Annotated in this window: 15 protein-coding genes; 12 read left to right on the forward strand and 3 right to left on the reverse strand. The window is 72.2% G+C overall.

What is annotated here, in order from left to right:
- Nucleotides 1–278: 278 nt before the first annotated feature.
- Both scpA and ASF71_RS00435 read left to right on the forward strand, forming a co-directional pair.
- Nucleotides 279–2,435: a methylmalonyl-CoA mutase gene (gene scpA, locus ASF71_RS00430; RefSeq protein WP_056293219.1), complete on the forward strand. Its 2,157-nt coding sequence runs from the start codon at nt 279–281 to the stop codon at nt 2,433–2,435.
- Nucleotides 2,436–2,485: 50 nt separating this feature from the next.
- Nucleotides 2,486–3,025: a gluconokinase gene (locus ASF71_RS00435; RefSeq protein ID WP_235514058.1), complete on the forward strand. Its 540-nt coding sequence runs from the start codon at nt 2,486–2,488 to the stop codon at nt 3,023–3,025.
- A gap of 28 nt (nt 3,026–3,053) precedes the next feature.
- Here the strand turns inward: ASF71_RS00435 and ASF71_RS00440 are convergent, their stop codons facing one another.
- A complete protein-coding gene (locus ASF71_RS00440) occupies nt 3,054–3,827 on the reverse strand; it encodes a YkgJ family cysteine cluster protein (RefSeq protein ID WP_235514059.1) in 774 nt (257 codons plus the stop codon).
- A gap of 36 nt (nt 3,828–3,863) precedes the next feature.
- Between ASF71_RS00440 and ASF71_RS00445 the strand changes: the two genes are divergently transcribed.
- The 6 genes from ASF71_RS00445 to ASF71_RS00470 all read left to right on the forward strand — a co-directional run bounded on the left by ASF71_RS00445 (nt 3,864) and on the right by ASF71_RS00470 (nt 9,824).
- Complete coding sequence (locus ASF71_RS00445) at nt 3,864–4,895, forward strand: HD-GYP domain-containing protein (protein ID WP_056293224.1); 1,032 nt, start codon at nt 3,864–3,866, stop codon at nt 4,893–4,895.
- A 40-nt stretch (nt 4,896–4,935) separates the two neighbouring features.
- Nucleotides 4,936–5,796 (forward strand): phosphotransferase, encoded by an 861-nt coding sequence (locus ASF71_RS00450; protein WP_056293229.1) that lies wholly within the window; start codon nt 4,936–4,938, stop codon nt 5,794–5,796.
- Between the two features lie 75 nt (nt 5,797–5,871).
- Complete coding sequence (gene upp, locus ASF71_RS00455) at nt 5,872–6,495, forward strand: uracil phosphoribosyltransferase (protein ID WP_056293232.1); 624 nt, start codon at nt 5,872–5,874, stop codon at nt 6,493–6,495.
- A 68-nt stretch (nt 6,496–6,563) separates the two neighbouring features.
- Entirely contained in the window at nt 6,564–7,712 is a 1,149-nt protein-coding gene (locus ASF71_RS00460; RefSeq protein WP_056293235.1) for an MraY family glycosyltransferase, read from the forward strand.
- A gap of 2 nt (nt 7,713–7,714) precedes the next feature.
- Nucleotides 7,715–8,851, forward strand: a complete 1,137-nt coding sequence (gene wecB / locus ASF71_RS00465; protein WP_056293238.1) for a non-hydrolyzing UDP-N-acetylglucosamine 2-epimerase — start codon at nt 7,715–7,717, stop codon at nt 8,849–8,851.
- A 40-nt stretch (nt 8,852–8,891) separates the two neighbouring features.
- Complete coding sequence (locus tag ASF71_RS00470; RefSeq protein WP_056294978.1) at nt 8,892–9,824, forward strand: diacylglycerol kinase family protein; 933 nt, start codon at nt 8,892–8,894, stop codon at nt 9,822–9,824.
- Nucleotides 9,825–9,869: 45 nt separating this feature from the next.
- Here ASF71_RS00470 and ASF71_RS00475 read toward each other — a convergent pair whose 3' ends face one another.
- Nucleotides 9,870–10,592: a hypothetical protein gene (locus ASF71_RS00475; protein ID WP_056293241.1), complete on the reverse strand. Its 723-nt coding sequence runs from the start codon at nt 10,590–10,592 to the stop codon at nt 9,870–9,872.
- 174 nt (nt 10,593–10,766) lie between these two features.
- Here ASF71_RS00475 and ASF71_RS00480 point away from each other — a divergent pair, with 174 nt between their 5' ends.
- From ASF71_RS00480 to ASF71_RS00495, 4 genes are read left to right on the forward strand one after another with little or no spacing between them, the layout of a single operon-like run.
- Nucleotides 10,767–13,769: a hypothetical protein gene (locus ASF71_RS00480; protein ID WP_056293244.1), complete on the forward strand. Its 3,003-nt coding sequence runs from the start codon at nt 10,767–10,769 to the stop codon at nt 13,767–13,769.
- 60 nt (nt 13,770–13,829) lie between these two features.
- Nucleotides 13,830–14,228, forward strand: a complete 399-nt coding sequence (locus tag ASF71_RS00485) for a DUF3208 domain-containing protein (RefSeq protein ID WP_056293247.1) — start codon at nt 13,830–13,832, stop codon at nt 14,226–14,228.
- Nucleotides 14,225–14,422, forward strand: a complete 198-nt coding sequence (locus ASF71_RS00490) for a hypothetical protein (protein ID WP_056293251.1) — start codon at nt 14,225–14,227, stop codon at nt 14,420–14,422. Before ASF71_RS00485 ends, ASF71_RS00490 begins: the two co-directional genes overlap by 4 nt.
- 20 nt (nt 14,423–14,442) lie before the next feature.
- The gene (locus tag ASF71_RS00495; RefSeq protein ID WP_235514060.1) at nt 14,443–15,015 is read left to right on the forward strand and encodes a transcriptional regulator; all 573 of its coding nucleotides are present in this window, start codon (nt 14,443–14,445) and stop codon (nt 15,013–15,015) included.
- A 145-nt stretch (nt 15,016–15,160) separates the two neighbouring features.
- Here ASF71_RS00495 and ASF71_RS00500 read toward each other — a convergent pair whose 3' ends face one another.
- The gene (locus ASF71_RS00500) at nt 15,161–16,336 is read right to left on the reverse strand and encodes a class I SAM-dependent rRNA methyltransferase (RefSeq protein ID WP_056293257.1); all 1,176 of its coding nucleotides are present in this window, start codon (nt 16,334–16,336) and stop codon (nt 15,161–15,163) included.
- Between the last annotated feature and the right edge of the window lie 206 nt (nt 16,337–16,542).

A 16,542-nucleotide genomic window follows, 5' to 3' on the forward strand; every position in this document is an offset into this window, starting at 1 on the left:
GAGGAGTTGCGCTCGGCCAGAGTCATTCCAGGCGTCGGTGGGGCGGCTCTGTTTGACGGCGTGACAGCTTAGGGGTAGGACACAGGATGTTGGAAGGGCCCGCGCGCTGCGCGCACGACGGCCTTCGGGGGGACTCGGGCGGCGGCGCGGCGGGGATGTGCCGGATCTGGCTCACCTTCCGATCTCCACAGGCCACGGGCTACACGCCTTTTCGCCATCCCTAACGCCCGTTAGCCCCGGCCGTGGCATAGTTGGGCCACACGGAGGCACACCACACCATGAGCGACCTGAACGCCTGGAAGGCGCTGGCCCGCAAGGACCTGAAGGGGGCCGAGCCGGATACGCTGAACCGCGTGACGCCCGAGGGCCTGACCCTGCGCCCTCTCTATACCCGCGCCGACACCGAGGGCCTAGACACCGACACCCTGCCGGGGCTGCCGCCCTACACGCGCGGCCCGCGCGCCACCATGTACGCGGCGCGGCCCTGGACGGTGCGGCAGTACGCGGGCTTCTCGACCGCCGAGGCGAGCAACGCCTTCTACCGCCGCAACCTCGCCGCCGGGCAAAAGGGCCTGTCGGTGGCATTCGACCTCGCCACGCACCGGGGCTACGACTCCGACCACCCGCGCGTCGAGGGGGACGTGGGCAAGGCCGGAGTCGCCATCGACTCGGTCGAGGACATGAAGATCCTCTTCGACGGCATTCCCCTGTCCGAGATGTCGGTGAGCATGACCATGAACGGCGCCGTGCTGCCCATCCTGGCGGGCTTCATCGTGGCGGGTGAGGAACAGGGCGCGGCCCTGGAGCAGCTCTCGGGCACCATCCAGAACGACATCCTCAAAGAGTTCATGGTGCGCAACACCTATATCTATCCGCCCGAACCGTCCATGCGGATCATCGCGGACATCATCGAGTACACCTCGGCCTATATGCCGCGCTTCAATTCCGTCTCCATCTCGGGCTACCACCTGCAGGAAGCGGGGGCCAACGCCGCCCTAGAACTCGCCTACACGCTGGCCGACGGGCTGGAATATGTGCGGGCCGCGCTGCGCAAGGGCCTGGACGTGGACGCCTTCGCGCCCCGCCTGAGCTTCTTTTTCGCCATCGGCATGAACTTCTACACGGAAGTCGCCAAGCTGCGCGCCGCCCGGCTGCTGTGGGCCGAACTGATGGCGCAGTTCTCGCCCAAAAACCCTATGAGCAGTGCCCTGCGCACCCACTGCCAGACCTCGGGGTGGTCGCTGACCGAGCAGGACCCCTACAACAACGTAGTCCGCACGACTGTCGAGGCGATGGCGGCCGTGTTCGGCGGCACGCAGAGCCTGCACACCAACGCCTTCGACGAAGCGACCAACCTGCCCACCGAGTTCTCGGCCCGCATCGCGCGCAACACCCAGCTCGTGTTGCAGGAGGAGACGGGCATTCCACAGGTCATCGACCCCTGGGGCGGCAGCTTCATGATGGAGCGCCTGACCCACGACCTCGCTGCCGAGGCCAGAAAACTGATCGCGGAGGTCGAGGGCCTGGGCGGCATGACGAAGGCCGTCGAGTCGGGCGTGCCTAAGCTGCGTATTGAGGAGTCGGCGGCCCGAAAGCAGGCCCGCATTGACCGGGGCGAGGACGTGATCGTCGGCGTAAACAAGTACCGGCCCGCCGAGGCGACCGCCGTGGACATCCTCGACATCGACAACGCCGCCGTGCGCGACTCGCAGCTCCGGAGGCTGGACGAGGTCAAGGCCACACGCGACCTCGGCGCCGTGACCCGCACCCTGGAGGCCCTGGCCGAGTGCGCCCGCAGCGGTGAGGGCAACCTGCTCGCCCTAAGTGTCGAGGCCATGCGTGCCCGCGCGACCGTGGGCGAGCTGAGCGTGGTGCTGGAGGGTGTGTGGGGCCGCCACCGTGCCGAGGTCCAGACCGTGAGCGGCGTGTATGCCCAGGGCTACGCGGGCGACGAGGGTTTCGCGGCGCTTCAGGCCGATATCACTGCCTTCGCCGAGGCCGAGGGCCGCCGGCCGCGCATCCTGGTGGTCAAGATGGGCCAGGACGGGCACGACCGGGGTGCGAAGGTGATCGCCACGGGGTTCGCGGACCTGGGCTTCGACGTGGACCTGGGGCCGCTGTTCCAGACCCCTGCCGAGGCCGCGCGGCAGGCGGTCGAGAATGACGTGCACGTGGTCGGCGTGAGCAGCCAGGCCGCCGGGCACAAGACCTTGATTCCGCAACTCGTGGCGGCGCTGCGCGAACAGGGCGCGGGCGACATCCTGGTCATCGCGGGGGGCGTCATTCCGCAGCAGGACTACGCGCCGCTGCGCGCGGCCGGGGTGGCCGGCATCTTCGGCCCCGGCACGCCCATCCTGCACTCGGCGCGCGAGGTGCTGGGGCTGCTCACGGCGCGGCAGGCTCAGGCCGCCCCGGAGGCGAGAGAAGAGGTCTAGGTTCGGCGGGGAAGGCCCGCGCAGGGGAGAAGGCCGCTATGCTGCGCGCCATGACGGCGCCCCCGGCCCTTCCCCCCCTGCACCTCGTCGTGATGGGCGTGTCCGGCTCGGGCAAGACCACGGTCGCCCGCGCCCTGGCCGCCGAGCTGGACCTGACCTTCGCGGAGGCCGACGACTTTCACCCGCCCGCCAACATCGTGAAGATGACGGCGGGTATCCCCCTGACCGACGAGGACCGCTGGCCCTGGTTGCGTGCCCTGCGCGACTGGATGGCCGAACAGGGCACGCGCGGCGAGAGCACGGTCGTCACCTGCTCGGCCCTGAAGCGCAGCTACCGCGACCTGCTGCGCGGCGCCGGGGGCCGCGTACAGTTCCTCGACCTGGAGGGCAGCCGCGAGCTGCTCGCCGCGCGTATGAGGGGGCGCAGCGGCCACTTCATGCCGGCGGCGCTCCTCGATTCGCAGCTCGGCGCGCTGGAGCCGCCCACCCCCGACGAGCAGGCCTGGACCTACGACGTGGCGTGCCCGTCGGCCGAGATCGTGGCCGAGGTGGCGGCGCGAGTGCGGCGGGAACTGGGCAGCGGGAAGTAGAGCAGCGGTTCCCCGCGGTTCGGGTGGCTTACTCCATTTCCAGCGTGATGGGGTGCCCCAGCCCGAGCTGCCGTGCCCGCCCCGCCGCGCCCCGGCGGTCGCCTGCCGCGACACGCGTCATGAAGGCGGGGTCGGCGGCCAGCGTGGTCAGGGTCCAGAAGTCGCCCCAGACCTCCAGGCCCCACTGCGCGCGCATGGCGCGGCTGGCCGCCGTCCAGATCGGCTCGCTGAGGTGCTCGAGCGGCGCGATGAAATGCACTTCGCCGTCGGTGCCGGGCGTGCGGGCAACCTTGCGGCGGTACTCGGCGCGCTCGCGCCGGCCCATGCCCTCCCAGGTGCCCACGGCGCAGTAGTGCGCCGAAAAGGCGCTGAAGGTGTCGCGGCAGCGCGTGGGCCGCGCGGCGTACTGAGAGCAGCTTCCCGTCGCGCGGTCGAGCAGCGGGCAGAAGCTCACGGCCTCACGGTGGCGGGCCACGTAGGCGTCCTCGTCGGGGGCCGTGCGAGCATTGGCCTGCACGGCGCGGGCATGGTCCTCAACGCGGCGGGCCTGCTCGGGGGTGATGGCCTGCGCGGTAATGATCGCCTCGGCCAGACTGACCCGGATGGGCATGTCGCAGCACGCGAAGCAGCCCGCGCCGCAGTAGACGTGGCCGCCGCGCGACTCGTAACCGCGGGTCCACTGGGCGGCCTGGGCGGCGTATCGCTCGTAGCCGCGCGTGACCGGGCCCGTCACCGCCGCGTAGGCGGCCGGTCGGGACGGCTGGTCGGGAGCGCCGGGGGCGGATGGGGGAGGGGTAGGCATAGGGAGGCAGAGTAACGCGGCTATACTGCGTTCACCGTGTTCCGACGCCCACGCCCCGCTGCCCCCAATACCCCGCCCGAGGTTCAGACGACCGCTGCCCCCGCCGCGGCGCCGGAGGCCGATCCCGCCCGCGTGCTGGGCGAACTGCTGGCGCGGCCCAACCTGACGGCGGTGCTGGAACAGTCGCTCGCGCAGGCGGCCGCGCTGCTGGGCGGCGAGGTGCGCGGTTTCGCGGTCATCCGCCGGGGTCAGGATCAGGTCGTGGGGGTGCTGGGCTACCCGCGCACGCTGGTCGGCCAAACGCTGGGCGGGCCGTGGTCGGCCATGCGCCCGCGCATCCTCTCGGGGGGCAGCAGCGAACTGTACGCGGCCAACAGCGAGGAGATTCGTACCGTGCTCGACAACGCCGGGATGCGCGAGGTGCCGGTGTCTCTGGTCGTGCCCCTGAGCGAGCGCGGGCGGCAGCTGGGTGCGCTCGTCCTGGACCGCGCGCCGGGCAGCGGGGGCACCGTGACCCCGCAGCAGCAGGAGGCGGTCGCGCGCTGGGCGCAGGCCGTCACGCCGCTGCTGGGTCTGCTCGAATCGCGTGAGGAGTGGCAGCGCACCGCCCGGCAGCTCGCCTCGTCGGTGGTCGAGGCGGTCGAGAGCCAGGAGTTCGAGTCGCTGGGCCACGCCCGCGCGGTCGCTGAGATCAGCCAGGAGCTCGGGCGGGGTCTGGGCCTGACCGAACGCGAACTCGAGGAACTGTGGTTCGCCGCCACCCTGCACGACCTGGGCAAGCTGCACGGCGAGGAAGGGCACGCCCTGGTGGGCGCGAACTTCCTGCACGGCGTGCCGCACCTAGCCGAGGCCCAGAAGGCCATCCGCCACCACCACGAGCGCTGGGACGGTCAGGGAGAACCCGACAAGCTCGCCGGCGAGGACATTCCTCTGTACGCTCGCATCCTGGCGGTCGCCAACGCCTATGTACGGACCGGCGACCTCGAGCGGGTGCGTGCCCAGGCGGGCAAGGGCCTGGACGCGCGCCTCGTGACTGCCCTGGAAAAAGTGGAGAAGCGCGCGCGGTGATCCTGCTCTTTCCGGTCCTGCGCTCCTCGCCGCGTCTCCGATGAGTCTGCGGCCCCCCGCCGCGCAGGGCGAGTCTCCGGCCCACCGCTTTCCGGAACTGGAACGCCGCTACGGTCCCCTGACCCCGATGGATCAGGGTATGCAGAGCCGCGTGTATGTCACGGCCGACGGCGAGACGGTGGTCAAGGTGTACCGCACGCAGCGCGGCGAGCACCGCCTGGAAGCCGAGAACATGCGCCGCGCCGACATGGGCGAGTGGGCGCTCGATGCCGTGGAGGCCGACGGGATCGAGGCCCTCATCATGCGCCGCTTCCGGGGGCATCCGCTGACGCCCGCCGATGTGCCGCGCGCCCTGCCCCGGCTGCGCACCTCGCTCGCGGCGCTGCACCAGGAGCGCCGGGGGGAGGTCAACCTCGACAAGGTGCGGGTCCGGCTGCTGCGTTTCCGGTCGGCGCTGGCGGCCTATCCGCTCGAAGACCTCTTCGACGCCGTCGAGGTGCCCCTGGGGTCGGGGCTGCTAGAGCAGCCAGCGGCGTTCTGCCACCTTGACCTGTGGCACGACAACATCCTGATGGGCGACCGGCGCGGCTCCGACCAAGGCGCCGCCGAAGTCCTGATCATCGACTGGACCAAGGCCGCCTGGGACGACCCCCTGCGGGATCTCGCCCTGCTCAAGACCGGCACCCTGGACCTGTTGCCCCCGGCCGAGAGCCTGGAGGCGGCCCTGAGCTTCCTGCCGGAACGTGATCACGCCGCGTTGCGCCGCTACCGCGCCTATCTTGCGCTGACCACGCTGCATGACCTGTACTGGTTCCTGATGAACGAGCCCTACGAGTTCGAGGAACAGAGCGTCCTGAAGCTCGGGCGCACGCGGCACGCGCTGGCAAGGTTGCCCGAGTAGGGTTGAGAGGCAGGCGCACGCCCCCGCCCCGCGCCCACCTTTCTCGATTTCCCCCGACCCACTATCGTAGGACGCATGGTCACGACTGTCAGCCACCCCCTGGTCCAACACAAGCTGTCCCTCATGCGCGACGTGAGAACCGGTGTCAAGGAATTCCGTGAACTCGCCGGCGAGGTCAGCCTCCTGCTCGCCTACGAGGCGATGCGCGACCTCGAACTGACCCCCGAGCGCCTCAGCACGCCCATCGAGGAGGGCGACTTCCCGATGCTGAGCGGCAAGAAACTGGCGCTGGTCGCCATCCTGCGCGCAGGGCTGGTCATGACCGACGCCATCGTGTCGCTGGTGCCGGCCGCCAAGGTGGGGCATATCGGTCTGTACCGCGATCCCGAGAGCCTGCTGCCGGTGGCCTACTACAACAAGCTGCCCACCGACATCGCCGAGCGCCGCGTGTTTCTCACCGATCCCATGCTGGCGACGGGCGGCAGCGCCAGCGCGGCCATCTCGCGGCTCAAGGAAGCGGGCGCACAGTCCATCAAGCTCATGACCATCCTCTCGGCGCCCGAGGGCATCGCCCTCATCGAGCGGGATCACCCCGACGTGGACATCGTGACGGCCGCCGTGGACCCGCGCCTGAACGACCACGGCTACATCGTGCCGGGGCTGGGCGACGCGGGCGACCGCATCTACGGCACGAAGTAACCCCCAGCAGTCTGCGACTTTGGGCGGAGGCCCGGAACGCCCCAGAGCCTTTAGAATCCCACAAGGTTATGGACTCTTTGCGGGCCTTCGCGGCACAACTCGGCATCTCCGACCCCCTGGGCGCGGGATTTCTCAGCGTCCTGGTCACGTTCGTGGTGGCCCTGGTCTTCACTTGGCTGTTCATCCCGCGCCTGCGGGCCTTCGCGGTGCAGGCGGGCTGGGCCGACCAGCCCAATGCGCGGCGGCTGAACAAGGAGCCGCTGCCCAACGCGGGCGGGCTGGCGATCTTCGCGGGCTTCGTCGTGAGCATCGTGGTGGCCTGGGCGCTGCGGCCTATCGCGGTCGAACTCGTCAATATCCAGGTGCTCGCCATCCTGCTGGGCGCGGCCATCATGGTCATGACGGGTTTCATTGACGACCAGTTCGGCCTCTCGCCCCTGTCGCGCCTGCTCGTGCAGGTGCTCGTGTCGGCCCTGCTCATCGTCAACGGCCTGAAGATCGACTTCAACGCCATTCCCTTTCTGCCGGTGCTGCCCCACGGCGTCAGCGAGCCGCTGAGCGCCGCGCTGACCGTCCTATGGATCGTGGGCCTGACGAACGCCGTGAACCTGATGGACGGGGTGGACGGCGTGGTGGGCGGCGTGGGCTTCGTGGTCAGCATGGTACTGCTCGCCACGGCAGCCCAGTTTCCCGACCGCGCGGCGGCCGTCGTGCTGCTTGCGGGGCTGGGGGGTGCGGCGCTGGGCTACCTGCGCTACAACTTCAACCCCAGCCGCATCATCATGGGGGACGCAGGCGCCTACCTCTTCGGCTTCACGCTCGCGGCCGTGAGCCTGCTGGGCACGCTGAAGTTCAGCGCTGGGGCCAGCTTGATCGTGCCCCTGATCGTGCTGGCGCTGCCGGTGCTCGACACCACCCAGGTCGTGATCGGGCGGCTGGCGCGCGGCATCCGCAACCCGCTGGGGCACCCCGACAAGACCCACATCCATCACCGCGTGCTGGCGCGCACCGCCTCGGCGCGGCGCACGGCCGTGATCCTGTGGACCGTGGCCCTGGCCTGCGGAGTGGTCGGCATGAGTCTCCAGGGCGTGCGGCCCGCCGCCATCGCGGGCACGGCCGTCTTCGTGGGGCTGTGCCTGTGGTTCGTGGCCTACCGCCGTATGCGCGCGCACGGCCTGGAAGCCGGCGCCGTGACCACCGAAGTCCGGGAGGGCTGACCATGAGCGAGAAGAAGATCGTGCTGGCGTTCGGAACCCGCCCGGAAGCGACCAAGATGGCCCCGGTGTACGCCGCCCTGGCGCGCACGCCCGGCCTGAGCCCCCACATCCTCTCGACCGGCCAGCAGCGCCAGATGCTCGACGGCGCCCTCGCCGTCTTCGGCCTCACGCCCGACCGTGACCTCAACGTCATGACCGACCGCCAGACGTTGGCCGACCTCACCGCCCGCATCGTGCCCCAGGCTGGGCGCACCCTGCGCGAGATGGGCGCCGACATGGTTCTCGTCCACGGCGACACCGCCACGTCCTTCTGCGTCGCCCTCTCGGCCTTTTACGAGGGCATTCCGGTCGGCCACGTCGAGGCTGGGCTGCGCTCGGGGTCCCTCAGCGAACCCTTTCCCGAGGAGGCCAACCGCCGCCTGACCGGCGTGCTCTCCACGCTGGATTTCGCGCCCACTACCGGCAGCAAGGCCAACCTGCTGCGCGAGGGTAAGGCGCCGGGCGGCGTGGTCGTCACCGGCCAGACCGCCGTGGACGCCGTGCGCGAGGTCGCTGGCCGGGTGCCGCTGCGTCCCGAGTGGCGCGCGCGTGTAGAGGCCGGGCAACGCCTCGTGACCGTGACCATGCACCGCCGCGAAAATCAGCCGATGATGCGCGAGATGGCTCAGGCGCTCGGCCGGGTGGCGGCCCGGTTCCCCGGCACCCACTTCATCTACCCGGTACACCTGTCGCCCGCCGTGCAGGAGGCGGTGCGCCCGGTTCTGGAGGCCGTGCCCAACTTCGAGCTGACCGCGCCGCTGGACTACAGCGACATGGCGCCGCTGATGGCGGCTTCGGCCCTGATGGCGACCGACTCGGGGGGACTTCAGGAGGAAGGCGCGGCGCTGGGCGTGCCGGTGGCGGTGCTGCGCAACGTGACCGAGCGGCCCGAGGGCGTGGAGGCGGGGGTGCTGAGGCTCGCCGGGAACGATCCGGCCGCGCTGGAGGCGGTGCTGACCGAACTGCTGGGCGACGAAACGCAGCTGGCCGGGATGCGGGCGGCGCGCAACCCCTACGGCGACGGCCTGGCCTCGGGCCGGGTTGCGCAGGCCATCGCCTGGCACTTCGGGCTCGCCGGCCGCCCCGACGACTGGAGCTGACCGCCGCCCGGTGCCCTCCGGCCCGTATGCTGAGCGCACCGTGACTGCTTCTTCTTCTGCCGGCCGCGCCTTCGCGGTCGTTCTCAATTCCCAGGCCGGACGGGGACTGGCGCGGCGGCGCTGGCCCGAACTGGAGGCGCTGCTCCGTGCGCGCGGCTTTTCCTACTCGCTGATCGAGGCGGCCAGTGGCCCCGAGGCCCTGGCGCGTGTGCGGGCGCTGCCGCCCGGGGTCGCCGTGCTGGCGGTCGGCGGCGACGGCACGGTGGGGGCGCTCCTGCCCGCACTCGTGGGCACCTGGCGGCCTCTGGGCGTGGTGCCTCTGGGCAGCGGCAACGACTACGCCGGCATGACGGGCCTGAAGGCCGGCGACTTCGCGGCGGCGCTGGACCGGCTCGCGGGCCGCCCCCGCCCGGTCGACGTCCTGGAAGGCGAGATCGTCGCGGGGGACTGGGCCGGCGAGCGCCGGTTCCTGCTCAACGGCCTGGGCCTGGGGTTCGACGCGCAGGTCAATGAGGCGGCGCTGCGGGCTCCGCCCCGCCTGCCCGGCTTCGGGCGCTACCTGTGGGGAGCCCTGGGCACCCTGGGCCGCCTGCGTCTGGGCCGCGCCGAGGTCACGGTAGACGGCCAAGTGTTGTACGGCGGGCCGAGCTGCCTCGTGGCGGTCATGAACGGCACGCGCTACGGCGGCGGCTTTCTCATCAGCCCCCGCTCGGACGCGGGAGACGGTCGCCTCGACGCGGTGGTCGGCGGCGCGCTGGGCCGGGGCGGCGTGCTGCGGCTCATGGGGCATGTGCTGCGCGGCACCCACCTGGGGCAGCCGGGCGTCTTTTACAGCGCCGGTCAGGAGGTCACGGTGCGCTGGGACCGCCCCACACCTCTGCACCTCGACGGCGACGCGGCGGGCCGGGCCACCGAGGTCCGTGCCCGGGTGTGTCCCGGCGCGCTGCTGCTGTTCGGCCCTGGACAGGACTGAAAACGTCCCCACCCACGGGGGGAGGGGACGGGACGGGCGGCGGCCTTACTTCAGTTTTGCCAGCATGGCCTGGGCGGCGGCCAGGTCGCGCTGCTCCCAGAAGTTCGTGGGGCTCAGGGTCACGGCCTTCTGAAGCTGTGCGGCGGCTCCGGCCTTGTTGCCTGTCAGGGTCAGGGCGTTGGCGTACTCGAGGCGGTGCGTGACGACCGCCGGTTCCAGGGCCACAGCCCGCTCGAAGTAGGGCGCGACGTTGGCCTTGCGCGCGCCGGTCTGCTGCGCGGCGATGGCGCCCTTAAGACCGCCGCTGTCGAGCGTGGCGTTCCACAGGCCCAGCGCCACGTAGGCGCCCGCCAGATTGGGCCGCAGCTTGATCGCCTGATCGAGGTTCTTCTTGACTTCCTTGGCGAGCGAGAGGCTCTCGAACACGCCCGAGAACTGCGCGAGGCGGCCCTGCGCGCGGGCCTTCTCGAAGTAGGCCTCGGCGTTCTGCGGGTCGAGGCGCACGGCCTGGTCGGCGTAGCTCTGCGCCTTCTGGAACAGCGCCTTTTTCTGGGCGTCGGGCGAGAGGCCCGCGCCGGCCGTGGTGGCCTCGGCGGCGAGCGCAAATCCGGCGCTGGTGTTCAGCGCGGCGGCGGCGGCGGCGGCCTCCTGCCAGTTGCCCTGGTTGTAGAGCGCCTGGGCGGTCTGCTGGGAGGCGGCGCCCTGGGCGAGGGCGGGGGTCAGGGCGGCGGACGTCAGGACGAGGGACAGCATCAGGGTACGGCGCATGAACGCTCCTTTGCGGGGGGGGCGACGGGCGTCGCCGGGGGTCGGATTGAAAAGCTGGACCGAGTATACACATCTGCCCCCGCTCTGCCTGACGCGTCCGTCAGGTGGCGGATTGCCGCATTGTTCTGCACCCGGTTCAAGTGGCGCGCCAAATGCTAGGCTGACCCCCAGATCATGCCGGTAAACTGGAAGGCCGCCCTGGAGCAGGTGCGCGCCGCACGGCCCCCGGGCCCGGGGTGCGGCGCGGGCCCGCAGCCCGGCAGCCTGCGCTGGCTGGAAGCTGAACTCGGGCGGCGCGGCGGCAACCCGGCGGCGCTGCGTAACATCGTGTACCGCGACACTGGTCGCCCAGCCGACAAGGCGCATCTGGCCGATATCCTGCGCGAGCTGGCCGCCGGAGCGGGGCTGACCCTGGACCTGGACGTGCCGGGGGTGGCCGCCCCTCTGCCCGACGAACTTGAACTGCTGGGCCGGGCCAAGAAACGGGTCTACAAGGGGTTTCTGGCCGCCCTGCGAGCTGGCCGCGCGCCGCGTATGGTGGTCGCCGGGCGGGCCGGGGCGGGCAAGACGGTCCTGCTCGACCACCTCAGCCGCGCGCTGGAGCAGAGCGGTGTGCTGGTCACGCGCCTGGGCCTGAGTGGCGAGGTCGGCGACGTGTTGGCGCTGGCGCCGGTCGCCGGCCGCTCCTTCGCAGCCCTGGCCGAGCGCCAGCGCGCCGCCCTGCTGGCCGTGGCCCCGGCGCGCGGCGCGTGGCTGGTACGCCTGGCCGGTGAACTGCGTTTTGCCGGCGACCCCCCACGCGGTCCCGGCGGCGAGGTGGTAACGCCGGGGGCCTGGGCCGCGGCGCTACTGCTGGCCGCGCCTCCCGGCGTGGCTGTGCTGCTGGCCCTGGAAGACGCCCGCGGCTGGCCCCCTGACTTGGCCCCCGTGACCGAACTGCGGCCCCCCACCCAGGCCGAGGCCCAGGCCTACCTGATGGAAAAACTGGGCCTGCCCCGCACGGCGGCCGGCGCCCTGGCTCGCGAGACGGGCCGCAACCTCGACCGCCTGACCCTGCTCGCCGGCGCAGAGGCGGCCCGTGGACCGGAAGGCGAAACCGGGCCGGAGCCAGCGGGCGCGGCGGGTCTCGCCGACCCGGACGTGTGCCGGCTGGCGGCTGCCTTCGCCGCCCTGGACGCGGCGTGGCCGGATCAGGTCGGCGGCCGTCCTCATCCCGGGGCGGCCCTAGACGCGGCTCTGGGCGGGGCGCTCGCCCAGTTGCCGCTGCACGCCCGGGCCCACGCGCGGCCCGTTCCCGGCCGCCCCGGTGAATGGCAGGCCGCGTCCTCCCTGCGGGCGCTGCAGCCCCGGCTTGCTCCGGCGGCTTTGGAGACGGCTCGCCTGCGGTTGGCGGGTTCAGCGCCAGAGGTGCCGGGAGCCTACCGCGTCGGCGCGCTGGTGGCTGGGGGGGACTGGGCCGGGCTGCGGGCCTGGCTGCTGGGGACCCCCGACGACGCCCAGTTCCTGCCGCCCTGGTGGCCGGTGGTGCGGGCGGGCTCGCCCCCGCACGGGCGCGAGGCGCTGGCGCGGTTGGTGGTGTCGCACTACGCCGGGCGCGGCGAGTACGGCCACCCGCAGGCGCGGGACGCGCTGTTTCTGCTGCTTGCCTCTGGGGAGGAGGGCGTGCGGGCCTGGGCGCGGGTGAAACTGGCCGAGAGCCGTCTGGACGCCGGCGATCCCGAAACGGCCGCCGCGCAGCTCGCCGGGCCGGAGGTGCGGTTGGCCCTCTCGGCGCAGGCTCCGGCCGATCTCTGGACGCTCTCGGCGCAGGCCGACGCATTGCTTGTGCAGGGCGCGCTGGCCCGCTGGCGCGGCGACCTTGCGGCGGCGACCTGCGCCGTCCACGATCCGCGTACCGCCCGGTCGGGCGCGCGGGCGCTGCTGTGGCGCGGGCTGATCGCCAAGGACGCCGGGCGCTGGGCCGAGGCCCTGGCCGATCTGCGCGCCGTGCCCGACCACAGCCCCCTGCTCTCGGCCCGCGCGCGCTACCAGGAGGGCGACCTGAGACTGCGCCTGGGTCAGCCGGCGGCGGCCCGCGCCCTGCTGCTGGAGGTGGCCGGGCGTCTGGAGCAGGCCGGCGCGCCCCCTGAGGAACAGGCCCGCAGCCTCGCACGCGCCGCGACGGCCCTGCGCCGCCTGGGTCAGCCGGCCGGGGCCATGCGCCTGCTGGAGCGCGCCCTGGCGCTAGTCCCTGCCGCGCCGCCGGGGTCGCCTGGATCAGGGGGCGCCGACGGGGTGGTGCGTGCCAGGCTGCTCTCGGAGGGGGTGCCGGTGCTGCTGGCCCTGAACCGGCACGGCGACGCGCTGGCCCAGGTGGCCGGGGCGCTGGACCTGCTCGGCGCCTCCGGGGCGCGCCGCGCGGAGGCCGCCTACCGAGTACGCCGGACGGTCTACCGCGCTGCGCTGGCCTACCTGACCCGTGGCCTGGGTCGGCGCTATCAGCACCCACTGCTGGGTGCGGGGCGCGATCACCCCGACCTCGCGCACGCCCGCACGCTCCTCGGCGGGCTGCTGCGGGAGACCGGCGGCGCGGGCGACCGCGAACAGGTCCTGACCTTCGACCTGCACCTCGCGCTGGCCCTGGCCGAGCCGGACCCGGAGGCGGCCCTGGGACACGCGGACCGCGCCCTGGCGATGACCGATCACCCCTACGCCGGGGCGCAGGCCCACGCCGCCCGCGCCGAAGCCTCGCTGCGGGCCGGGCGGTCAGGAGCAGTGCTGGCCGACGTGAACCGTGCCCATGCCCTGCTGCGCCGGGTGGGGACGGACCTGGGTGACCGGCCGACGGCCCACGCCGACCCTGGCCTGTACGCCCAGCTTCTGACCCTGGAAGCCTGCGCCCTGGTCGGGGCTCCGGACACTGCTGGCCCGGACGCCGCCCCCCCGGCCTCCTCCGAGGTAACACTGGCCCTCGACTGGCTGCGCGCCGAGCTGAGGCCCCCCGAGCTCGCCCCGTTCCGGGAGGCCGTGTGGCGCGAGGTCGGCGCGGCGCTGGAACGGGGGGGCCGGGCACAGACGGTGGTGCCGGCCGCGCCCTGGCCCCTGCGGCCCGGCGACGTCCTGACGGTCCTCGAAGGTCGCCGGGAACCGGTTCTCGCCGCCGGCGCGGCCCAGGACGCCGGGGACACCCCCTGCTGACCGGCAGCCACCTTGACCGGGACTTGAGGCGGAGCTGTGGTCTGGGCCCTTGCCGTTAAGATGAGCGGCGTGAGTCCCACTGAACCGCAGGCCGGAGGAAGGTCTGCCATCCGGCTGCTCCAGGGATACGTCTGGCATCCCTCGGGCGCCGACGTCGATCTGGAGCACTATCTGCCGCGTGACCTCGACCTCGCGCACGTTCCCAGCATCTCCGAGACGGAGGAAGCCCACGTGCTGTGGGATCAGGTCACGCCGCCCTTCGCCTTTTTCGAGAACGGCGAGCCGACGGCGGGGCAGACCTTCTACCAATTCACGGTGCTGCGCGTGTACGACGAGCGCCCCAGCAACGATGACCTGCACAGCGACGCCGAGAGCGCCAGTCAGTCGCTCGGGCCGCTGCTGGAAAGCACCCCCGAGGGCGTGGGCTGGCAGCTCTGGGAGGATCTGCGCGACCTATGATCGCCTGGCTCGACCTCCTGATCGGAGACGACCCACATCCGCGGCGGTTCGACCGGCCCGGTACGCTCCATGCCTACCTGCTCAAGATGGAGCGCCTGAGTGTCGAGGCGGCCGACGCGCTGATCCGCGACGGCGAGGTCGGGCCGCCCCTGACCCGGCTTGCCTACCGCCTGCGCCCCCTGGCCCGCGAGTGATGGGCACGGCCGAGGCGCCCGTGCCCGACTCTGCCGGCCTGCCCGCTGAGGGGCCCGTGGTGGCCGTGGCGATCTACGCCGGTATTAGCGAGCTCGAGCTCGGCGCGATGGTCACGGTCTGCCGGCTGTGCGGCGGTGAGGGCGTGACCCGTACGGTGAACCGCTCGCGCGCCAGCATCGTCACAGCGGGAGGGCTGGTCATGACGCCGCAGGTGCTGTATGCCGCCCTGCCTGAGGTCTGTGCGCTGCTGCTGCCCGGTGGTCCCGGCGCGGCCAGGGCGGCGCGCGACCCGCTGCTGCGCGCCTTCCTGTCTTCGCACGCGGCGCTGCCCACGGGCGCGAGTGGCAGCGGGCTGCTGCTGGCCGGCGAGGGCGGGCTGCTGCGCGGGCGCGAGGTCGGCGGCCCCCCCGAGCTGGAAGACACCCTGTGGGCCCACGAACCGGCCTCGCTGCACCCCGGCGAGGTGCGGCGCAGCGGTCCGCTGACCTCCGCGCCGGGAGGGGTGGGGGCGCTGCAGGCTGCGCTGGCGGTGGCCGGGACGTTGTGGGGCGAAAACGCCGCTCGGGACGCCGCCTACCGCCTGGGTCTCTGAAGGGCTGTCCAGGCCGCTCAAGGGTGTTGCCCCATGACCCGTCCGGTGTTCTGCACCTTTGCCGGGCGGCGGGATAGGGGATGATTCATGGGATCTCGTCCGGTTGGCAGGGTCCGGGGCTTTCCGACCGGACCCTGCCAACCGGTTACTCCTTGCGCAGCAGGATGCTCTTGAGGTACAGACTCTCGGGAACGCTCAGGAGGTGGGGGTGGTCGGCGGGCTGGTAGGTCACGGCGACCACCTCGGCCCCGGTCTCGGCAGCGCCTGCCGCCACGCGCGCGGCGTCGAGAAGGTCGTCCACCCGGATGTAGTGCGCGCAGGTGCTGATCAGGAGGTGGCCGCCCGGCGTCAGCATCCGCAGGGCGCGCTCGGCCCCCTCGGTGAAGATCCGCTTGGCACGCGGCACGTCGTCCTTGCGCTTGGCGAGGGTGGGCGGGTCGAGGACGATGGCCCCGAAGGTCTTCTTCTCGGTTTCCAGCCGGGCGAGCTGTTCCAGCGCGTCTCCCCAGCGCAGGCCCACCGACACGCCGTTTTGCCGCGCCTCGCGCTCCAGCACCCCCAGGGCGATCTGGTCCTTGTCGATGGCGGTGCTCTTCGCTCCGGCGCGCGCCGCATGCAGCGAAAAGCCCCCGGTGTAGCTGTACACGTCCAGAAAGCCCTCGCCGGGCTGCACGAGCGAGCGCATCAGGCGGCGGTTGTCGCGCTGGTCGAGGAAAAAGCCGGTCTTCTGCGCGTCCATCGGCGAAAAGTGCAGGGCGAGATCGTCCTCGTGGAACTCGACCCGCTCGGGCACGTCTCCCCACAGCGGGCCCGAGCGCAGGTCCAGGCCTTCGCGACGGCGTTCGCCCGTGTCGCTGCGCTCGTAGGCGCTGGTCGCTCCCGTCTCCTCGCGCAGCGCCCGCACGATCAGGTCGCGGTGCCGCTCGGCGCCCGCGTTGCGGAACTGCACACCCAGGACGCCGGCAAACTGGTCTGCCACCACACCCGGCAGGCCGTCGGCCTCGGCGTACACGGCCCGCACGGCGTCGGTGCCGGTAATGCGGCCCTCCCGGCGTTTCAGGGCCGCGCGTACCCGCTCGCGGTAGAAGGCGAGGTCAATGTCACGCTTGTCCCAGGTCAGCATCCGCAGCGGCGTGGCGCCCTCGGGGTTGAAGTACCCACGCCCCACCAGGGGGCCGCCGGGATCGCGCACGTCCACGACCTCGCCCGGGGCGATGCCCGCGTCGGCCGAGGCGACGTCGCCCGTATGGCCGAAAGGGTAGCGCCCGGCAATGCGCCGCACCGCGCCCGGATTGAGGGTGACCGACAGGGACTTCTTCATCGGGGAGCAGGGTAGCAGAGGGGGGTGGGAAAGACAGGTGCGCGGCCCGTGGCGTGTGGCCTGTAGAGGGGGTGAAGGCCACGCCTCGCCACCATTCCCGCCTTCCCATCTTTGCCCCAGTTCCTTCGCCGCCCAAGTCCCCACGAAGGCCGTCCTGCGCGAAGCGTGCGGGCTATTCCGACGCCATGGGACTGGCCCCGAACGGA

It is taken from the genome of Deinococcus sp. Leaf326 (genome assembly GCF_001424185.1).
In the GTDB taxonomy this organism is placed as follows: domain Bacteria; phylum Deinococcota; class Deinococci; order Deinococcales; family Deinococcaceae; genus Deinococcus.